The sequence below is a fragment of the Nonomuraea composti genome (genome assembly GCF_012034275.1).
In the GTDB taxonomy this organism is placed as follows: domain Bacteria; phylum Actinomycetota; class Actinomycetes; order Streptosporangiales; family Streptosporangiaceae; genus Nonomuraea; species Nonomuraea composti.
The window spans coordinates 48,033-67,050 of sequence record NZ_JAATEP010000017.1 but is presented as its reverse complement, the minus strand read 5'-3'; the positions used below and the strand labels follow the sequence as shown (position 1 = coordinate 67,050).

At 73.1% G+C, this 19,018-nt stretch carries 14 protein-coding genes; 7 read left to right on the top strand and 7 right to left on the bottom strand.

What is annotated here, in order from left to right:
- Nucleotide 1 precedes the first annotated feature (1 nt).
- From HCN51_RS24125 to HCN51_RS24105, 5 genes are all read right to left on the bottom strand, one after another.
- Nucleotides 2–2,575, bottom strand: a complete 2,574-nt coding sequence (locus tag HCN51_RS24125) for a DUF8189 domain-containing protein (protein WP_168011737.1) — start codon at nt 2,573–2,575, stop codon at nt 2–4.
- Nucleotides 2,576–2,853: 278 nt separating this feature from the next.
- Nucleotides 2,854–4,137, bottom strand: coding sequence for a phospholipase D-like domain-containing protein (locus tag HCN51_RS24120; protein WP_168011736.1), 1,284 nt, complete (start codon nt 4,135–4,137; stop codon nt 2,854–2,856).
- A gap of 51 nt (nt 4,138–4,188) precedes the next feature.
- On the bottom strand, nt 4,189–4,575 hold the full coding sequence (locus tag HCN51_RS24115) for a cupin domain-containing protein (protein ID WP_168011735.1): 387 nt from the start codon (nt 4,573–4,575) through the stop codon (nt 4,189–4,191).
- A 134-nt stretch (nt 4,576–4,709) separates the two neighbouring features.
- On the bottom strand, nt 4,710–5,657 hold the full coding sequence (locus HCN51_RS24110) for a M23 family metallopeptidase (RefSeq protein WP_168011734.1): 948 nt from the start codon (nt 5,655–5,657) through the stop codon (nt 4,710–4,712).
- A gap of 258 nt (nt 5,658–5,915) precedes the next feature.
- Nucleotides 5,916–9,845 carry a S8 family peptidase gene (locus tag HCN51_RS24105; protein WP_168011733.1) on the bottom strand — a complete coding sequence of 1,310 codons (3,930 nt, stop codon included), beginning with the start codon at nt 9,843–9,845 and terminating at the stop codon, nt 5,916–5,918.
- A gap of 402 nt (nt 9,846–10,247) precedes the next feature.
- Here HCN51_RS24105 and HCN51_RS24100 point away from each other — a divergent pair, with 402 nt between their 5' ends.
- The 7 genes from HCN51_RS24100 (at nt 10,248) to HCN51_RS24075 (ending at nt 17,105) form a co-directional block, all read left to right on the top strand.
- On the top strand, nt 10,248–10,664 hold the full coding sequence (locus HCN51_RS24100; protein WP_168011732.1) for a hypothetical protein: 417 nt from the start codon (nt 10,248–10,250) through the stop codon (nt 10,662–10,664).
- A complete protein-coding gene (locus tag HCN51_RS24095) occupies nt 10,661–11,926 on the top strand; it encodes a hypothetical protein (protein ID WP_168011731.1) in 1,266 nt (421 codons plus the stop codon). The genes HCN51_RS24100 and HCN51_RS24095 overlap by 4 nt, the downstream gene beginning before the upstream one ends.
- A 328-nt stretch (nt 11,927–12,254) precedes the next feature.
- Nucleotides 12,255–13,331 carry a ribosome small subunit-dependent GTPase A gene (gene rsgA, locus HCN51_RS24090; protein WP_168011730.1) on the top strand — a complete coding sequence of 359 codons (1,077 nt, stop codon included), beginning with the start codon at nt 12,255–12,257 and terminating at the stop codon, nt 13,329–13,331.
- A gap of 83 nt (nt 13,332–13,414) precedes the next feature.
- Nucleotides 13,415–13,927: a GNAT family N-acetyltransferase gene (locus tag HCN51_RS24085; RefSeq protein ID WP_168011995.1), complete on the top strand. Its 513-nt coding sequence runs from the start codon at nt 13,415–13,417 to the stop codon at nt 13,925–13,927.
- Between the two features lie 207 nt (nt 13,928–14,134).
- Nucleotides 14,135–14,257: a hypothetical protein gene (locus HCN51_RS61455; RefSeq protein WP_277350074.1), complete on the top strand. Its 123-nt coding sequence runs from the start codon at nt 14,135–14,137 to the stop codon at nt 14,255–14,257.
- Nucleotides 14,254–15,558: a hypothetical protein gene (locus HCN51_RS24080; protein ID WP_168011729.1), complete on the top strand. Its 1,305-nt coding sequence runs from the start codon at nt 14,254–14,256 to the stop codon at nt 15,556–15,558. The genes HCN51_RS61455 and HCN51_RS24080 overlap by 4 nt, the downstream gene beginning before the upstream one ends.
- On the top strand, nt 15,549–17,105 hold the full coding sequence (locus HCN51_RS24075) for a vWA domain-containing protein (protein WP_168011728.1): 1,557 nt from the start codon (nt 15,549–15,551) through the stop codon (nt 17,103–17,105). The genes HCN51_RS24080 and HCN51_RS24075 overlap by 10 nt, the downstream gene beginning before the upstream one ends.
- Nucleotides 17,106–17,133: 28 nt before the next feature.
- Here HCN51_RS24075 and HCN51_RS59660 read toward each other — a convergent pair whose 3' ends face one another.
- Nucleotides 17,134–17,829 carry a response regulator transcription factor gene (locus HCN51_RS59660; RefSeq protein ID WP_346433767.1) on the bottom strand — a complete coding sequence of 232 codons (696 nt, stop codon included), beginning with the start codon at nt 17,827–17,829 and terminating at the stop codon, nt 17,134–17,136.
- Nucleotides 17,826–18,983 carry a sensor histidine kinase gene (locus HCN51_RS59655; protein ID WP_240973188.1) on the bottom strand — a complete coding sequence of 386 codons (1,158 nt, stop codon included), beginning with the start codon at nt 18,981–18,983 and terminating at the stop codon, nt 17,826–17,828. The genes HCN51_RS59660 and HCN51_RS59655 overlap by 4 nt, the downstream gene beginning before the upstream one ends.
- Nucleotides 18,984–19,018: the final 35 nt, after the last annotated feature.

Below are 19,018 nucleotides of genomic sequence, written 5' to 3'. Positions count from 1 at the left end.
GCTACTTCGGCGGCTCGGGCACCTCCTCGCGGCTGAACGTCACCGCGGCGCCCTCCTGCCGCTCCAGAGCGGACAGCTGGGTGCTCACCTGGTAGACGCGGGTCTGGTGGTCGGCGTTACGGTACAGGAACGCCCATGAGGAGCCGCCCGCGTTGCTGAAAGCGAAGGCGGTCGGATCGGTGGCGCTCTCGTCACCGGCGAACGTGACCTGCTGCCACGGACGCCACGTGCCCGAGCCCTGAACGGTCTCGCCGGTGCTGTGGATCATGCCGTCCGCGGTGCGGGCGACGATCTCCGTCTTGCCGCTCAGCGGGCTCAGCAGGGCCGACGGCCGGCCTGCCGCCGTGAGCCCGGGCACCTGCTCCCAGGCGTCGGGGAAGGCCCCCGTGTCGTCCTGCCGCTTGGTGAGCACCGTGCCGTCCGCGCCCCGGACGAACAGGCGGATCCGGCTGCCGGGGTAGACGACGGCGGCGGGCGTCGCCGTGAGGCCGGGGTCGCTGATGCTCGTGCAGCCGGTGACGGCGCCGTTCGCGTACACCATGGTGCGCAGCACCCCGGCGCTGTCGAGGACGAACAGCCTGATCCCGCCGCTCACCGTCGCGGCCACCGGCGTGGCGCCCGAGAGCCCGGCCACGCCGAGGCTGATCCACGAGGTGTACGGGCCGGCCGCCGCCGTCTGGGGCAGCGCCCACAGCAGGCCCGCGGTGTCCACCGCGAAGGCGACGGGCCGGCCGTCCTCCAGCTTCCCGATCACCGGGGGCGAGGCCATCGCGATGTCGCCGGGCCGCCACGCCTCCCACGCGGGCGTGTTCTTCGTGGCCTGCGTGACCGTCCACACCGGGCCGGCGCTGTCGTGCGCGGCGATCTGCAGCCGCCCGTCGGCCTGCTCGCCGAGCGCGGGCCCGCCCGCGTAGGCTTCCGTGCCGGAGATCACCGTCCACTGGACGGAGCCGAAGTTGTCCGGGTCGGGCTGGTGGCCGTGCAGCAGCCGGCCGATGTTGTCGGTGTAGGCGTACTCGAGCGGGCCGAGCGTGGCGCCCTGCACCGGCGTGGCCTGGAGGGCGGCCGTGGGCGTGTACGGTTCGAGCGGCACCGGCGCGGCCGCCGTGCGGACGAGCCCCGACAGCACCACGGCGGTGCCCGAGGCGGGCCCGCCGCCGGGGCCTTCGCCCGGCGACCCGACGACGGCCTCGGCCTTGCCGTCCTTGTTCAGGTCGCCGAGCGCGGCGGCCGAGCCGAAGTTGTCGCCGCCCTCCGCGACGTCACCCGCGTCCGTCTGCGTGACGCGGCGCCCTGTGGTGAGGCCGGCGGTCGAACCCGCCGCCGGCGCGCCGCCACGGAACAGGAAGGCCGCGCCGGCTCCGGCCGCGCCGTACGCCTTGCCGGGCGCGCCGATGACCAGGTCGGAGTGCCCGTTGCCGTCGGCGTCGCCCGTGGCCAGCGCGGCACCGAACCGGTCGCCCGAGGCCGCCTGCTCGGCCGCGCCGCTCTCCTGCAACCAGAACGCCGTGCCCAGCTTCGTCGCGGCCCCGGGGAGGATCACGACCGAGCCGCTCTTGACGTCGGCGCCCTGCACCTCTCCCGGCACGCCGACGGCCACGTCGGTGTAGCCGTCCCTGTCGAAGTTGCCGGTGGCGAGCGTGGCGCCGAAGTTGTCGCCGGCTTCGTTGCCCCCGCCGTTGCCCTCCTGCGTCAGCCCGAACCCGGCGGCCTTGCCCGCCGCCGCGCCCGGGATGACATAGACGCCCCCGCTGCCGGCCGGATCCGCGCCCGGCGCCTCGGCCGGGGCGCCCACCACGAGGTCGGCGTGGGCGCTGCCGGTCACGTTGCCGGCCGCCAGCGCGGCGCCGAACCGGTCGCCCGCCTCCGTGGCGCCGCCGGCGTCCTCCTGCTTGGCGTCCCAGCCCTTGACGACGCCACCGGCCGACCCCTTGTACACGTAGATCGAGCCGCCCTTGGCGGTCTCCTGGTACGGGACCTCGCCCGGCACGCCGATGGCCAGGTCGGCGTAGCCGTCGCCGTTCATGTCACCGGCGGCCAGCGCCGCGCCGAAGTTGTCGCCCGCCTCATCGCCACCGCCGCCGGTGGTCTGGTCGTACCCCCTGCCGCCGGACAGCCCGCCCGACCCACCGGGAAAGACGGCGATCGCACCGGCCCCCGCCGCCGTCCCGATCGCCTCACCGGGCGCGCCGACGGCGAGGTCGGCATAGCCATCCTTGTTGAAGTCGCCCGCGGCCAGCGCGGCACCGAACCGGTCGCCCGCCTCGATGCCGCCGCCGACGTTGCTCTCGGTGAGCCGGGTGCCCGGCGTGACCAGGCCGCCGGCCGACCCCTTGAACACCGTCACGCTGCCGCCTGCCACTCCTCCCACGGTGTCGCCGGGCGCGCCGACGGCCACGTCGGCGTAACCGTCCTTGTTGAAGTCACCGCTCACCGCCGCCGCCCCGAACCTGGCCCCCGCGACGGCGGCGGACGGCGCCACCACGCGGTGGGCGTACGGGTCGGCGGCGGCGCACGCGGTCGCGGCGTGCGCGCCGGCGGGCGCCACGCCGGTCACCGCTCCTGCGACGATCACTGTGAGAGCGCATGACCACGCGAGCCGATGAGCACGTGCCATGGATTCGACCTCCCCCTGGACAGGACGGACTTCCGGCGAACGTATCCAGCCGGCGGCCTCCGGGGCGTCAGCCGTGGGGCTGAACCTCGCTTCAGCCGATCCGCGTAGCCGCCCTGTCCTGTGTCAACCAGCGGCATAGGCGGCGGTCTCCCCACGGTGCGGAAGGCGCTGCCGCCGCTCGACGACGGCGGGTCGGTGATCCTCAACGGCCCGGTGCAGACCTCACCGGGTGCGGGTCAGGCCGGCCTCGGGACGCCGCAGCCCTTCTGGAGCAGGTAGAAGTGCTGCAGGTACGCCCTGTGGTAGTCGGCGCTCGTGATGCGGACGAATGCCTCGTCGGCCACGCGCACCGAGTCGCCGATGAGGTTGGCGCTGCCGGTGTAGACGCGCGGCGTGATGTCGCCGCCGTAGTCGCCGTCGATCAGCAGGTACTTGTTGTGCGGGTACGGCCCGGCGGTGTCGTCGCCCTGGCACTCGCGGAACCGGATGCCGGCCTGGGTCAGCCTGGAGGCGATGTCGCTGTCGATGTGGCGCGCGACGACGTCGACCCAGCAGCCCTTGCGGCGCAGGTCGGCCAGCTTGTCGGCCACCTGCGCGCGGGTGTTGTAGAAGAAGGTGTGAGCGATGCGCACGTCGGTCTGGTGCCTGGCGCCGTCGGTCCCGACGTAGGAGCAGGACACCTCGTTCAGGGCGTTCACCAGGGGGTCGCTGGCCGGGTTCGTGGGGTTCGGGTCGGGGCGGGGGGTGAAGTACGCGCGGTACGTCGAGCCGGTGCGGGTGGAGAAGTACGGGTTGGCCGTGACGTCGGCCCTGTGCCGGGTCGTGTACTCCAGGTCGTGGTAGCTCAGGTAGCCGTCGTAGACGGCGTCGTCGGCGAACGTCACCGAGTCCTGGAAGGCGCTGTCGGCGTCCCAGGCCGTGATGTTCGAGGAGGACTGGAAGACGACCTTGGAGCGGGTGGTGCCGTCCGCGAACGGGCCCGTCCGGGAGAAGATGAAGTACTTGTTGTGGTTGTAGGACCCGCGCTTGGAGCTGAGGCAGCCGCGGTCGGCGTCGTCCACGCCGTCGGCGTCCTCGAACTGGTCGTCGCAGACGACGGCCCAGGAGCGCTGGGTGTCGTCGGTGCCGAGGCCGGCCTTGAGCGCGTCGTAGGCGGGGTTGGCGTACTCCTGGTGGGTGGCGGCCACCACGTAGGTGGAGTCGTCGAGGATCACCTTGACCGACACGCCGCGCCGGTGCGCGGCCAGCAGGGCGTCCACGACCTCCTGGTCACCGATCGCGAACACGGAGCCGCGGATCTGCTCGCCCGCCGGAGTGCCGTCGATGAGCCCGACGAGCTGGCTGAAGATCGCCCTGCGCTCCTGCACCGTGCCCGAAGGGTTGTTGAACACGGGCCGGTCGATGACCGGCGGCGCGCCCGCCGTGACGCTCACGGCCGCGCCCGCCGCTGCGGGCGTGGCGCCGCCCAGGACCAGTGCTCCGGCGAGGGCGGCGAGGGATCTTCCTAACCTTTTGATCATGACCGGCCATCGTACGGCCGCGAGCGCCCGATCGGGACCGCGAAGCGCCGGTCAGCTCCTCGTGGCCTCCGCGCCGCCGGAGGTGCGGGCCCTGGCGTACTCGGCGGCGCCGCCGGCGAAGTCGTAGAGGACCACCTGCTCGTCGCCCGCCACCCAGGCGTCGTGTCCCGGCGGGCAGACGAACACCTCCCCGGGGCCGACCTCGGCCTCGGTGCCGTCGTTCATCCGGATGCGCAGCCGGCCCTGGACGACGAACCCGTTGTGGTGCACCTCGCACGAGTCTGTGCCGGCGATCGGCTTGACCGACTCCGACCAGCGCCAGCCGGGCTCGAACGTGGCCACGCCGAAGCTCAGCCCGGACAGGGCGCACACTTCCAGGTGCCCTCTGGGGAAGTCGCGGCGCTCGTCCGGCTTGTCGATGCTCTTGACCTCGATCATGACGTCCCCCTTCCGTCAGCTCCAGTCTTCCACCGCGCAAACGTCCTCACAAGGCGTCTACCTGCGCGAATGTCCCTGATCGACGTCGGGGGTGGGGCGGCGCGGGTGCGGCCGCCCCTGTCCGGCCGCGTGTCTCAGTCGCAGTGTTCGAAGTCGCTGGTGTAGGAGGCGCTGCCGATCGTGCCGCCCCACTTGACGCACACTCCCGGCGCCTTGGCCTTCACCGGGCCGGCGTAGTAGCCGTAGTTGCCCTTGTCGGTCACCCGGCTCTTGCCCTTGGGCTCGAGGAAGGCCGACACCGGGGTCGACTTGCCCACGTTGGAGCTCTTGAGGGTGACGACGCAGTTGTTGCCGTTGCCCGCGTTGTAGAGCAGGTAGGCGCGCCCGCCGGTGAGGGGGGCCGAGTCGATGACGGCGAAGCCGGCGCCGCAGACCTGCTGCGGGGTGTAGCGGTTGCCGGAGCCGGAGCCGCCGCCGCCGTTGTCGGTGGGGGCCGGGGCGGCGCCGCCGCAGGCGTTGGTGCTCTTGATGGCCTTCTTCTGGCCCAGGGACACGGTCACGCCGTTCACGGTCGGGCTGGTGTCCATCGCGCCGCTCGGGGTGCGCTGCTCGTAGTGCAGGTGGGGAGCCTGCGAGCCGCCCGTCGAGCCGACGGTGCCGATCACGGTGCCCTGGCCGACGCTCAGGGTGGCGCCGACGCCCCGCACCATGCTGGACAGGTGGGCGTAGCGGGTCCTGCTGCCGTCGGCGTGCCGGATCTCGACCCACTTGCCGTAGCTGGTGTTGCCTTCGTTGTGGAAGGTGGCGGTGCCGGCGGCGGTGGCCCGTACGGTCTTGCCGTTGATGCTCTCACCCCCGTAGTTCTGCCAGTCGATGGCGCCCGAGGGGTTGTGGCCGCCCTTCCAGTTGTTGGCGTAGAAGGTCTTGCCACAGTCGAAGGGGCTCTGGTGGGACACGGCCGAGACGCTGACGTTCTGGGCCGAGGCGGCCTCAGGGACCAGGGTCGCGGCGAGGGCCAGCAACAGAGCGGTGCCGGCGGCCTTGCGGGAGTTCGGCCAGGCCGGTCTGCTGATCGTGGGCATGCTTACCTTTCTGGGCAGGCGCTTGAAGGGGTACTGCGCAGCGCCCGGCTACGTGATGTCGACGCGGCCCGCGGTCCTGGGACGTGCGGGCCGATCTTGTAACGTAGCCGCTCTTGATCTCGTCATCAATCCGGGTCAGAAGAACTTTCGGTGTCATTTGTCGCGGCCAGAATCCTAGATGTAACCGGCCCGCATATGGGGTGAATCCGGCGAATCGGCCGGCCGGGTCCCCTCCCCCGGCCGGCCGACGCACTGCGCTCAGCGCACCCCGTACGCCTCGTGCACGGTCTGGGTGACGGTGTTGCCCGCCGCGTCGGACGCCCGCACCCGCAGGCTGACCGGCACGCCGCCGGCGGGCGCGGCCGGGACGAGGGCGCTCACCGTGCCGCCGGACGGAGGCGAGGCCGGCGCGGCCCGCCAGGTCCTCTCACCGTCGAAGCTCACCCACGCCCTGATCGAGGTGATCCTGGGCGCCTTGCCCGCCGCCGCCTCGTGGTAGGCGTGCAGCCTGATCCGGTGGGCGCCCCGGCCGGTCGTGTTGGCGAGGTCCAGGCCGAGGTCGTAGCGCAGGTACACCAGCGGCTGCACCGCGCACGGCTCCGTGGAGCCCGCCACCAGGGTGCCGACGCAGTCCAGCCGGCTCTTGTCGTCCTTCGTCGCCCGCGCGGAGGTGAACTCCCACTCGCTGCTGACCCGCCGGTCGTAGAACCTGTCCGCCAGCTCGGCGGGCACGGTGTCCAGCTCGTGGGTGAGCCGGTAACGGGCCCTGCCGGCGGGCAGCGTGAAGCCCGTGTACACGCCGGCCACCGGGGTCGGCGGCACCTCGGCCCCGTCCTTGTAGAGGTGCAGCCGCCCGGTCTGCACGGCCTCGGTGTAGAACGACTCCGTCTTCGCCTCGGGGAAGGTCAGCGGGAGCAGCGGGCTGAACACGTCACCCTGCCGGCACGCGCCGCACGCCAGCATCTCCGAGTACAGCGGCTCCTCCTCGAAGGCGCCGGGCACCGACGGCCCGCCGTACCACTCCTCATCGCTCCTCGACCCGGCCTTGAGGCGCTGGACGACGCCCGCGAGCGGCAGCTCGGCCTCCAGGGCCGCGCCGTCGAGGGTGTTGCGCTGGATGAAGCTCTTCACCGCCTGCTCGGGGTCGACGACCGGGCCGACGTACTCCTCGCGTCGCGACGGCCCGCGGTACTGGAAGCCCTGCGCGAAGCTGACCGTCTCGCGGCCGGGGATCCACTGGTGCCAGGCCGCGGTCAGGTCGAGGGGCTGCTCGGCGTGGTAGTCGCGGTCGACTCGGGCCAGCTGCCGGGTGCCCGGCTCGTAGTGCTGGTCGGCGCCCACCTGGTCGAGCTGGTAGAACTTCAGGTGATAGAGGTACGGGCTGACCGCCTGCCCCTTCACCCGTACCTGCGCCTTGCCCTTGCTCTTGACCAGCTCACGCAGCGCCAGCCCTTGTGCGGGCGGCACGGTGACGGCCGGCAGCCGGGGCCGCAGCACCCCCTCCAGCGGCGTGTCGGCCGTGCACATGTGGCCCTTCAGGAAGAGGATCACGCCGGCCGCGCCGGCGGCGTGCAGGGCGTCGAGGTACTCCTGGGGCGTGGTGCAGTCCCACTGGTTGTCGTGGAGATCGTCGTCGTGCTCCACCAGCGCCAGCTTGCCCTTGACCCGGCCGAGGTCGGCGGGGATCTGGGAGGCCGGGTCGGCCAGGCCGTGGATCGTGCCGAGGTCGACCACCTCCAGGCTCCGGACGCCGTCGAACTTCGGGACGGCCTCCCCGTAGAACTTGTACCGGGGAGTCAGCCGCAGCGCCCCGTTCACCTCCATCGTCAGCAGCGGGGCGACGGCGTCGCGGGCGTGCTGGAAGACCAGGGAGCCCTTGGCGACCTTGGGCGTGGGGGTGACCCAGAAGTCGTCGAGCCCGTACGCGAACAGGCTGGCCCAGCCCGAGGAGGAGCCGTTGCCGTCGTCGCGCATGACGCCGATCTCGTTGGTGGTGCCCTCGCTCGGCTTCGGCGTCTCGACGGTGATCCGGCGCGCCTTGGAGGCGTCGAGCGTGACCGTGACGGGCCCGCGCACGTCCACGTTCTCGGCGAGCACCACGGCCGTCTGCTGGCGCCGGTCGGCGTCGATCCACGTGACCGAGCTCTGGAACGCGTACTGGCCGGCCGTGAGCCGCACGGTCTGCGAGCCGGAGCCGAGCCGGAAGGCGCTGCGGCCGTCGTCGAGGTTCAGGTAGGACAGGGCGCCGACGGACCAGCAGCCGTACGCGTCCGTGGCGCCGCACGGCTTGCCGTCGTGGCCGATGACGTCGATGCGCACGGGATAGGACTGGGGCTCGATCAGGAAGCCGATCGGGATGCGCGCGACTGCCTGCCCTGCGGGATCGGAGGCGGTGACGGCGCCGGTGTACTCGCCCTTGGCCAGCGCCGGCACGTTCACCGAGACGGTGGCGGAGGCGGTGCCGCCGGCCGGGACGGTGAGCGAGGTGTCGCCCATGATCGCCCCGTCCGGCACCTCGCCGCCCGAGCCGGGCGCCAGCGTGGGCTTCAGCGACAGGGTGACCGGCTGCGGCCCGGTGTTGCCGAAGGTGACGGTGCGGGTGAGCGGCGCCTGGTCGAAAGCGAGGGTGCCCAGGTCGAGTGCCGGGGTCACCGCGTGCACCTGCTGCTTGACCGCTCTGGCCACGTCCAGGCGCCCGGCGCCCTGCTCGTACGCGGTCAGGCCGACGTCGGTGGCCGCGCCCATCAGCGCGGCCTTGAGCCGGGCCGCCGTCCAGTCGGGGTGCTGCTGCGCGAGCAGCGCCGCCGCCCCCGACACGTGCGGGGTCGCCATGGACGTGCCCGACATGCTGGTGTAAAGGTCACCGGGCAGGCTGCTGGCCGACGACCGGGCCGCCATGATCGCCGCGCCCGGCGCGGCGATGTCCGGCTTGAGCGCGCGCTCGGGGTACCACAGCGGGCCCCGGCTGGAGAACGGTGCCGGCTGGTCGCGCTTGTCGGTCGCCGCGACGGTCAGCGCCGACGCGGCCACCCCGGGCGACTGGATGCTCTCCTTGGCGCCCTCGTTGCCCGCCGCGACCACGAACAGGGTGCCGGTCGAGGCGGTCAGCTCGTCGATCGTCCGCGACAGCAGGTCCGGGTACTCCAGCGGGGCGTCGCCGCCGATGCTGATGCTCACCACCGGGGCGTCCTGCTCGGCCGCCCACTGCATGCCGGCGATGAGCGCGGAGTCGAAGCAGGTGCCGTCGTTGCCGCAGACCTTGCCCACCAGCAGCGACGCGCCGGGGGCCACGCCCCGGTACTTGCCGGCCGACCCGGCGCCCGTGCCGGCGATGGTGGAGGCCACGTGCGTGCCGTGGCCGTGCCCGTCCACCGCCTCCGGGGAGGTGCCGGTGAAGTCGGCCGTGGCGGCGACCCGGCCGGCCAGGTCGGGGTGCGTGCGGTCCACCCCCGTGTCGAGGACCGCGACCTTCACGCCGGCGCCGTCGTAGCCGGCCGCCCAGACCTGCGGCGCGCCGACCAGCGGGACGCTCTCGCTGAGCGAGACGTGCTTGACCCGGTCCAGCCACAGCCGGCCCACCCCGCCGGCCAGCCGCAGCTCGTCGCGGCGCGTCGCCTCGGCGGGCGGCACCTCGGCGCTCTGCAGGGCCTTCCAGAACGGGGAGCTGTCCTTCTTGGCGATCGCCAGGGCCGCGCCGTTCACGCTCGGCAGTTGCCGGCGCACCTTGGCCCCGGCCACCGCGGCCGCGCGCCGGTTCCGGTCCGCGTACTGGGCGATCAGCGGGACGTCCGCGCGCTCGGCGTCGCCGTAGCCGTTTCCTGCCAGGTACGTGACGTTGAACAGGCCCTCGTCCAGCACGCCCGAGCGGAGGTAGGGCCGGACGTCGTCCGGCACCACGTAGGTGTCGCCCCCACGGGTGTAGGTGGTGAAGTCGCTCCTGCTGCCGTCGCTGCGGGTGGCGGGGCTGACGGTCACGTCCGCCACGCCGCCGGCGTTCCTGCCGTACGTCACCGTGTCGCCGGTCACCAGCGTGATCGTGACGCGTCCGCCCGGGTCGGCGGGCCTCGCGGCGCCGGCGGCCGGAGGGACGGCAGCCGTCGCTTGAGGGACGGGGGCGGTGGCCGCGATCGCGGCCAGCAGGGCCGCGCCGGCGAGCAGCCGCCGTCCGGGCGATAACGGGAAGGTCATGGGCGCTCCCAGGGGGGTGAGGGGACGGGATGACCTGGCCCGGCAAAGGGTCCGCCGGGCAGATTCGGCCACAGGGTGACACGCGCCCGCGCCGACCGAAAAGGGTGACGGCTGGCCGGTTCCGGCGGTGACCGCCACCGGCCACGCGCGCCGAGCTCAAGTGTTGCGGGCATCGTCTGTAACCGGGCGGCGATGCCGTCGGACCGCGATCGCGCCCCGCCGCGCTGTCCCCGGGTCGGCTGAATGGCCGATCCGGGCCTGGTCCGCAAGGCGGAGATCGCCCCAGGGAAGATCAGGGTTTTCGTGGGTGGCTGCTCCGATGCCTGACCGGCCTGCCAAGGCCGATCTTGATGCGGGCGGAGGCCGAGAGCCGGGCTCCGCGCGTATCGGAGGAGGAGCGACATGAACGTGAAGCGGACCGTAGCGGCCGCCGGGGCGGGCCTGACCGTGACGATGGCGGCGGCCGTACCCGCCGGGGCCGCCACGACCGGACCCGGCGAGCCCCTGCTGCGCCCCGCCCAGCAGAAGGAGATGACGGACCTCGGCACGATCAAGGAGTACGGGCTGGGCCTGGAGGCGGGGCCCTTGCCGTGCGGCACCGCACGGGGCCACGGCGGCGGCACCCATGGCTACTCGACGGTGGCGTTCAGCTCGGCCGACGGCTCACGACAGCTCGCCCTGTCGATGACCCCGTACTCCGGCGACCCCGAGAAGGCCGCCATGACGATGCTGGTCACGCCCGACAACCGGATGACCGCCTACGCCGACCGGGAGATCACCCTGCGCGACGGCGCCGTGCTGGCAGGGGTGAACCCATGAACGCCTCTTTGATCGGGAGCGCGCCGGTGATCACCGTGCTGCGGATGCTGAACCGGGGGCGCTCGCGTCCGGAACGCGTGCGGGCCTGGCTGGTCGGCGCGGGGGCCGGGGTGGCGGCGTTCCTGGTGTGCACCGCCGTCAGCCTGGCCGACTTCCGCGACGAGGGCGGCTCGCTGACCGGGCTGGCGCTGGCGTTGCTCGCGTTGCCGGTCGCCGGGCTGGTGCATCAGGCCAACCGGCTGGCCACGGCCACGCGGGAGCGGCGGCTGGCGGCGTTGCGGCTGGCCGGGGCGGCGCCGGGCGACGCGCGGCGGCTGGGCGCGCTGGAGGGCGGCTGGCTGGCGCTGACCGGATCGCTGGCCGGCGGGCTCGTCTACGCACTCACACACCTGCCGGGGCCGCTGGCGCCGGTGCCGTTCGTGGTGGTGCTGCTGACGGCGGGCGGGGTGGTGTCCGGGGCGCGGGCGGGCCGGGACGTCATCGCCTCGCCGCTGGGCGTGACCCGCCGCCCGCGCGTACGGGGGCCGCGCGTGCGCGACCTGCTGGCCGCCGCGACGGGCGTCGCCCTGCTGGTGGCCGGCCTCACGCTGAAAGGCGGCTTCCCGATCGGCGGCAAGTACGGCACCGCGGTCGCGATGGCCGCCGGGATGGTGCTGCTGCTGTTCGGCCTGACCATGGCCGCGACCTGGCTGATCCGCGCCTGCGCCGCCCGCACCGGCCGGCGGGCCCGCTCGCCGGAGACGCTGCTGGCGGCCCGGCTGGTCGAGTCGGACCCGCGGGCGTGGGCCAGGGCGCTGTCCGTGGTGGGCCTGACGGTCTTCTTCGGCGCGGGCGCCGGCGCCCAGCAGGCCGTCACCGGCTACGGGCACGCGCACGCGCTGGTCGACATGGCGTTGCTGCTGGCCATGCTGACCTCGGCCGCCGCCCTGGTCGTGCACCAGGCCGAGGAGCTGATCGACCTGCGCCGCTCGTTCGCCGCGCTGGCCGCCGCCGGCGTGCCGGAGCGGTCGCTGGGCCGGGTGCTGGTGCGGCAGGCGGCCATCGCGGCGCTGCCCGTCTGCGCCGTGGCCGCCGCCGCGGGGGTCGGGGTGGTGGTGTTCTCCGTGCTCGACATCTACCAGGCGCGGTGGCTGGTGTGGGCGCTGACCAGGGCCGTGGCCATGACGGGCATCGGGGTCCTCACCGCGATGCTCATGGCCCTGGCGGCTCGCCCCCTGCTGCGCGGAGCCCTCCGGTTGGAGACGCTGCGGGCAGGCCGCTGACGGCTTCTGCCCCGCCCGCCGGGCCGATCGGGCCGGCGGGCGGGGACCGGAGCCCTCGGCAGGCGCTCGGCGAGCATCACCCGGTCCGGCCGTGCGGCGGGTCCTGATCGGGATGCTACGCTACTGTTCGTTCGGTAGTGGATCAGCGTGGAAGGGAGGTGAGGTTCGATGACCGCGGTGAAGACCGCTGCCCTGCGCAGCGCCCGGACCGACCTCACGTCCCGGGTCCCGGTCTGACCCTGCTTCCTCCCAGCCTCGAGCCGTCGGGCTCGCCAGGCGGGGTGACGTCCGCGTCTCGTCGGGGCCCCTTCTCCGCAAGGGTCTCACTTTGCCACACACCAACACTGATTCATCCGGCCTGTCCAGGTACGGGTGGACCGACGCGCTCGACCGCGCTTTCACCGAACACTCCGCAGCGGGCCTCGTGCCGGCCCGGGTCTCCCGGGTCGATCGCGGCCTGTGCACGGCGATCACCGCGTCGGGCCCGGCGCGGGCCACGTTCGCCGCGCCGCATCCGCCCGGCTCGCTCCTGACCCCCTGCACCGGCGACTGGGCCGCGCTGCGCCCCGGCGCCGAGCCGCATGTGGTGGCGCTGCTGCCGCGGCACAGCGCCATCGTGCGCTCGTCGGCGTCCAGGTCCTCGCACGGACAGGTGCTCGCCGCCAACGTCGACACGGTCGTCATCGCCCTGTCCCTGGCCACGCCCCTGGACGCGGCCAAGCTGGAGCGGCTGCTCGCCCTGGCCTGGGAGAGCGGGGCGCAGCCGGTGATCGTCCTGACCAAGGCGGACCTGGTCGACGCGCCCGATCCCGTCCGGGCCGAGGCCGAGGCGCTGGCGCCTGGCGTGGACGTCCTCATCACCAGCGTCGCCACCGGTCACAACGTCGACGTGCTGGCCGCGCGGCTGCGCGGCACCTCGGTGCTGCTCGGCCCCTCAGGTGCCGGCAAGTCCAGCCTCGGCAACGTGCTGCTGGGCGAGGAGGTGCTGGCCACCGGCACGGTACGCGCGCAGGACGGCAAGGGCCGGCACACCACCGTCCGCCGCGAGCTGCTTCCGCTGCCCGGGGGCGGCGTCCTCATCGACACCCCCGGCCTGCGCGGGATCAGCCTGCACGACGCCGCCGACGGCCTGGAACAGGTCTTCGCCGAGATCGAGGACCTGGCCGCGCACTGCCGCTTCGGCGACTGCGGCCACGACACCGAGCCGGGCTGCGCGGTGCAGGCCGCCATCGCGGCCGGTGAGCTGCCCGAGCGGCGCCTGCGCAGCTACCGGAAGCTGCAACGGGAGAACGCCTGGGCGGCCTCGCGGACCGACGCCCGGCTGCGCGACGAGCGCGTCCAGCAGAAGAAGGCCATCACCAGCCACCTGCGCGCCACCTACAGGTTCCGGGACCGGCAGCCATGACCGGCCGAGCCCCCTCCCGCCCAGACCCCTCGTCCATCGGCTATGACCTGCTCCCGCAGCAGGACAAGGAGACGAACCCGACCATGACCTCTTCCTGCACCACCCGTCCCGAAGGCGCCGGAGACGTCGCCGCCGTCCGCGACATCAACCTCGCCGCCTTCCCCACCCCGCACGAGGCCGACCTCGTCGAGGCGCTGCGGGCCGACCCGCTGGCGTGGCTGCCCGGCTTGTCCTGGCTCGCCGAGGCGCCCGGCGGCGAGCTCGTCGGGTACGCGCTGCTCACCCGCTGCCACGTCGGCGACGCCCCCGCCCTCGCCCTGGGCCCGTGTGCCGTCAAGCCCGCCTACCAGCGGCGCGGCGCCGGTTCCGCCGCCATCCGCGCCGCGCTGGACGCGGCCCGCGAGCAGGGCGAGAACCTGGTGGTCGTGCTCGGTCACGCCGAGTACTACCCGCGCTTCGGCTTCACCCCGGCCTCCGGGTTCGGCATCCGGCCGCCGTTCGAGGTGGAGGACAAGTACATGATGGCGCTCGCCCTCGACCCCGCGCGGCCGGTCCCCAGTGGCGTGATCCGGTATGCGGCGGCGTTCGGCGTCTGATCCGCCGGCTTCGTGAACGCGGCGCATGGCCCCCGGCGTCGTCGGGGCCATGCGCCGCGCCTCTCGTCCACCCGCGGCGTCGGCCCCAGCAAGCCGCGCGATCTTCACAAGTGCCCGGTACGGCGAAGCCTGAGGACAGTCAGTGCCCGGCCGACGTCGTGCGGCTACGATCGCCGTAGATACTCCTGAGTACGGGGAGGGATCGGCATGGACACGGCAGCGTCGGCCGGCCGGAGCACCGTCGAGCGGGAGCGGTCACGCCCGCCGATCCAGCCCGTCACCACCCTCGGCGTCGCGGGGCAGGGCGACGACTTCACCGCCCGGCGATGACCAGCCCTCCGGCCCCCAGGAAAGCGGCGGCACGCGGTGAGCGGGCCACCGCGATCGGCGACAACACCGGCATCGCCCAGCAGGGCGACCACGCCGCCGCGGGACAGGTGCGGGCCGAGACCGTGGGCGAGATCCACATTCACAGCGGGCCGCCGTCGCCGCGGAAGAAGGCACCCGACGAGGGCCGACGGCGGCTGCTCTTCATGGCCGCGGTGGGCGGCGCCTGCCTGGCCAGTGGCGCGGTCGGCGGCGGCCTCTGGTTCCAGCGGAGCCTGACAGGGCTGACGCCGGTGTTCGGCGGCGGCTGGGAGGGCCTGTTCGCCAGTGAGGAGATCGGGGACGTCTTCCGCCGGCGGGGGCTCGATGTCGACGTCAACAACCTGTCCGGCATCGACATGACCTACATCAGGGGCAAGGACCTGGACCGGTACGACTTCTTCCTGTGCCCGGCCGACACCATCGTCGCGGCGGTGAAGAACAACTTCAGGATGTCGGGACAGTCGCCCTCGAACCCCCGGCTGGTGTTCCAGGCGCCCATGGTGGTGCTGGTCCACCGGGACCTGCTGGAATGCCTGGCAAGCCAGTCGCTCGTCAGGCTCGAGAACGGCTTCTCCATGTTCGACGTCCGGCACTACCTGCGCCTGCGATTAACGGCGGCGAACTGGACCTGGGGCCGCATCGGAGCGCCGGAAGCGGTCACGCAGGGAGATTCGCAGATAGAAGTGGTCTCCGGCGCCCCGTGTTCCGCCGGCGGCGGCGACCTTTACCTGAGCCTGCTCATTCACGCGCACCGCAAGAGCTACCACGCGGACCGGCCGCGATTGATCAGCGATCTGCAGCGACTGTTCCAGAACAGCTGGCCGCCGAGCAGCTTCGGCCTTTTGCAGGAGTTCTTCTCCAGCCACCAGTATCCGATGGCCTTCGTCTACGAGCACGACGCGCTCAAGTATCTGGCGGACCAGCAGGGAATCGCGGCCGATGACTATCGCCTGCTCTACCCCGATCCCGGGGTGATCTCCAAGCACATGTTCGTCGGGCGCGACGACAAGGGCGGGAGCGAGCTCGTCGGCGACCTGCTCACCTCGCGCGACGTGCAGCGGATCATGGCGCGGCGGTTCTTCCTGCGCGGCGCCGACGCCGGGCTGTTCGAGCAGGCCGTCGTCGCCCACGGCATGACCGGCTGCATCCGGCAGGGCGACGCCCACGGGTCCCTGGCGCTGCCGAACACGTCCGACATCGCCCCGTTCCCCCGCCCGGACCTCATGATCCAGCTCAGGAACGAGATCGTGGCATGCGCCTGAACCGGCCGGCCTCCCGATGGGCGGGCATCGTGGCGGCGACGTCGCTGCTCCTGGCCACCGGGCCATGCGCACCACGCGCTTTGGGGCAGATCACGATCCTGGCCGCTCCCGAACTGATGGATCTGCGTCCCGTCCTGTCCGGCTTCGCCCGCTCCGAGGGGATCCGCATCGAGCTGCGCGAAGCCGGCGGCGCGCCCCTCTCGACGCAGCTGGGCACGCGGCCGCCCGTCGACGCGGTCTGGCTGCCGGCCGGTTTCGAGCAGAGCGGGGACGGCCACCGGCAGCTCGGCGCGGGAAGGACCATCACCTTCTCCCCCGTGCTGCTCGCGCTGAAGGCCCCGGTCGCCGACCGGCTCGGCTGGACCGGCGAGCGGGTCACCTGGAAGCAGATCGCCTCGGCCGCGCGAGGGCACCGCTTCACCTTCGGCATGAGCGCACCGGACTCGGCCTTCGCCGGGCGTGCCGCCGTCCTGGCCGCCGCCAGCGGGTTCACCGAGGTCATCGACTCGGTCGACGACGGCGACATCTATCCGGCGGCGGGCGGGCTGCGGGCGATGTCCACCGCGCAGACCATCACCGCGCCGACCGACGCCGAGCTGATCACCCGCTTCCTGCAATCCGGCGGCGCCGCCGCGGACGGGCTGTTCACCTACGAATCCCAGATCGCCCGCCTCAACGCCTCCGGCCGGCTCGGCCAGCAACTCGTCCCCATACGTCCGAGCGACGGCGTGGTCAACGCCACGTACACGCTGCGCCCTCTTTTGAAACCCCGTAGCCCCAAGGCGGCCGAGCACCTGTCCCGGCTCACCAGCCACCTGCTCAGCGCGGGCGCGCAACGCGAGATCGCCGACCGGATCCGTCACCGTCCCATCACGCCGGGCGTGCGCCCGCCCGCGGGGCTGCCCGCCGATCCGCCCAGGCTGCTCGGCATCCCCCGGGACCAGACCGTCGTCGACCGGCTCGTCGCCGTCTACCTGGGCCGCTACCGCTACGCCACCCGCACCGTGTTCCTCCTCGACGTGTCGGGTTCCATGCGCGGCGCTAGGACCGCGGACCTGCGCCGCGCCGCCGAAGCCCTGGCCGGCGCGCCCGCGGTCCACCCGTCCGGGGGCGCCGCCGACGAGCAGGCGATCTTCCTGCCGTTCGCCTCCTCCCCCGCCAAGCCGGTCATCATCGATCTGCCCGGCGCCCGCGACGCCGTCAGCGACTTCCTCGCCCGCCTCACGCCGGGGGGATACACCGCGACGTACGACGCCCTCGTGGCCGGCCTGCGGAACCTGGCCAGGATCGGCACCGGCGACCGCATTCTCTCGATCGTCCTGATCACCGACGGCATGGCCAACCGGGGCCGCACCCTCTCCGAGTTCATGAAATATCACGACACTCTTCCGCCCGATCTCAAGCGGGTGCCGGTCTACCCGGTGCTGGTCAAGGGCGCCGACGCCCGTTCCATGCGGGAGCTGGCCGACCGCACCGGCGGCCGTCTCCTCGACGCCCGCCACTCCGGCCTCGCCACCGCCTTCACCACCTTCCGAGCGCAGCAATAAGGTCCAGCGGTATGAGGTGACGACCTCGTCACAGCTCCTCGTCCGGGATCAGGCCGGCGCGGTAGGCGGCCAGCGCGGCCTGCACGCGGTTGTCGAGCCGCAGCCGCGTCAGGATGCGGTTGACGCGGCTGCGGACGCTCGTCTCCGTCAGCCCGAGGGCTTCGGCGATCTCCGGGTTGGTGTGGCCCTTGGCCAGGAGGATCAGCACGTCGCGCTCGCGTTCGGTGAGCCGGTCGACGAGGTCGGCTTCGCCGGTCGTCGCGCCGGGGCCGGCCACGGCCGAGCAGGTGAAGGTCTCGATGAGGCGGCGGGTCGTGGACGGCGACAGGATGGACTCCCCCTCCGCGACGGTGCGGATCGCCTCCGCGAGCTGGTCGGGCCGGCTGTTCTTGAGGAGGAAGCCGGCGGCTCCGGCGCGAAGGGCGGCGTGGACGTACTCGTCCAGGTCGAAGGTGGTGAGGATGAGGACCTGTGGGTGCGGGTCGGCGTGCGGCCACTGCCGGGTGATCGCCCTGGTGGCGTCGACCCCGGTCATCCCGGGCATGCGGACGTCCATGACGACGACGTCCGGCCTGTGCTCGAAGGCGGCGGCGACCGCCTGGGCGCCGTCAGCGGCCTCGGACACCACGCGGAGGTCCGCACGGCGTTCGATCACCATGCGCAGCGCCGTGCGGACGACCGCCTGGTCGTCGGCGAGCACGATCCTCAACGGCGGCCTCGTCACGCGGCCTCCGCGCCGAGGGGAAGCGTGGCGAGCAGCCGCCAGCCGCCTTCGCCGGTGGGGCCGGCGCGCAGGGTGCCCTCCAGGACTTTGACCCGTTCGCGTAATCCGGTCAGTCCCATGCCCGCGCCGCCGATGCGGCGCGGTGTGGCGCGGGACGGGCCGTTCGTGAGGGTGATGCGCAGCTCGGGGCCCCGGCGCTGGATGCAGAGCGTGACGTCGGTGGGGGCCGCGTGCTTGATGACGTTCGTCAGTCCTTCCTGCACGATGCGGTACGCGGTGAGGTGGAGCGAGCGCGGCAGCGGGTCGAGATCGCCGTCCATGCTCACCGTGAGGGTGCATCCGGCGCTTTCCGCGGCCTGGGTGAGCTGCCGCAGGTCACCGAGGGTGGCCTCGGGCGGCGGTGCGGCGGCTTCGTCCTCGGCGGCGAGCAGGCCGAGCAGGCGCCGCATGTCCGACAGCGCGGCGTCGGCGGTGCGGGCGATCGTCGCCAGCCCCTTGCGCACGGGGTTGTCGTCCGTCGCGGCTTCGACGTTGGCGTGGGCCACCACCGCGATGGCGCTGAGATGGTGGGCGACCACGTCGTGGAGGTCGCGGGCGATGTGGGCGCGCTCGGCGATGACCGCCCGGTGGGCGCTCAGCTCCCGCTCGGCCCGCAGCTGCCCGGTCAGCTCGCGCAGCCGCCGGACGTCCTCGTCGATGCGGCGCCGGCCCTGGCCGAGCAGCCAGACGCAGACCGGGAAGGCGAGCAGGATCAGGGTGCTCAAGGCGGAGGACAGCCCGTCCGGCCAGGACGAGGTGGCGACGTCGGCGAGGACGACGCCGCACAGCACGACCAGCCCCGCCAGCGACCGCGCCGGCGGGGCGTACCGGGCGAGCGAGTACAGCGCGACCGCCAGGAACACCGGGACGATCCGCACATCCGTGGCGGGGCCGATCACCATCGACCAGGCCACGCACGCGACGGCCACCGCGGCGAACGACAGCTGCGGATGAGTGCGGCGCCACAACAGCGGCACGGTCGGCGCGATCCACATCAGCACCGTCAATGGCATCGCGAATGGTCGCCACTCACCGTCCACCATCCACACCAGCAGATTGCACATGGTCGCGCCGGCGGCGAGGAGAGCGTCGCCGGCCCAGCGAGGAGGTCGCATAGCGTCCTTTGCTGAAAGCCTATGGAGCGCGTACG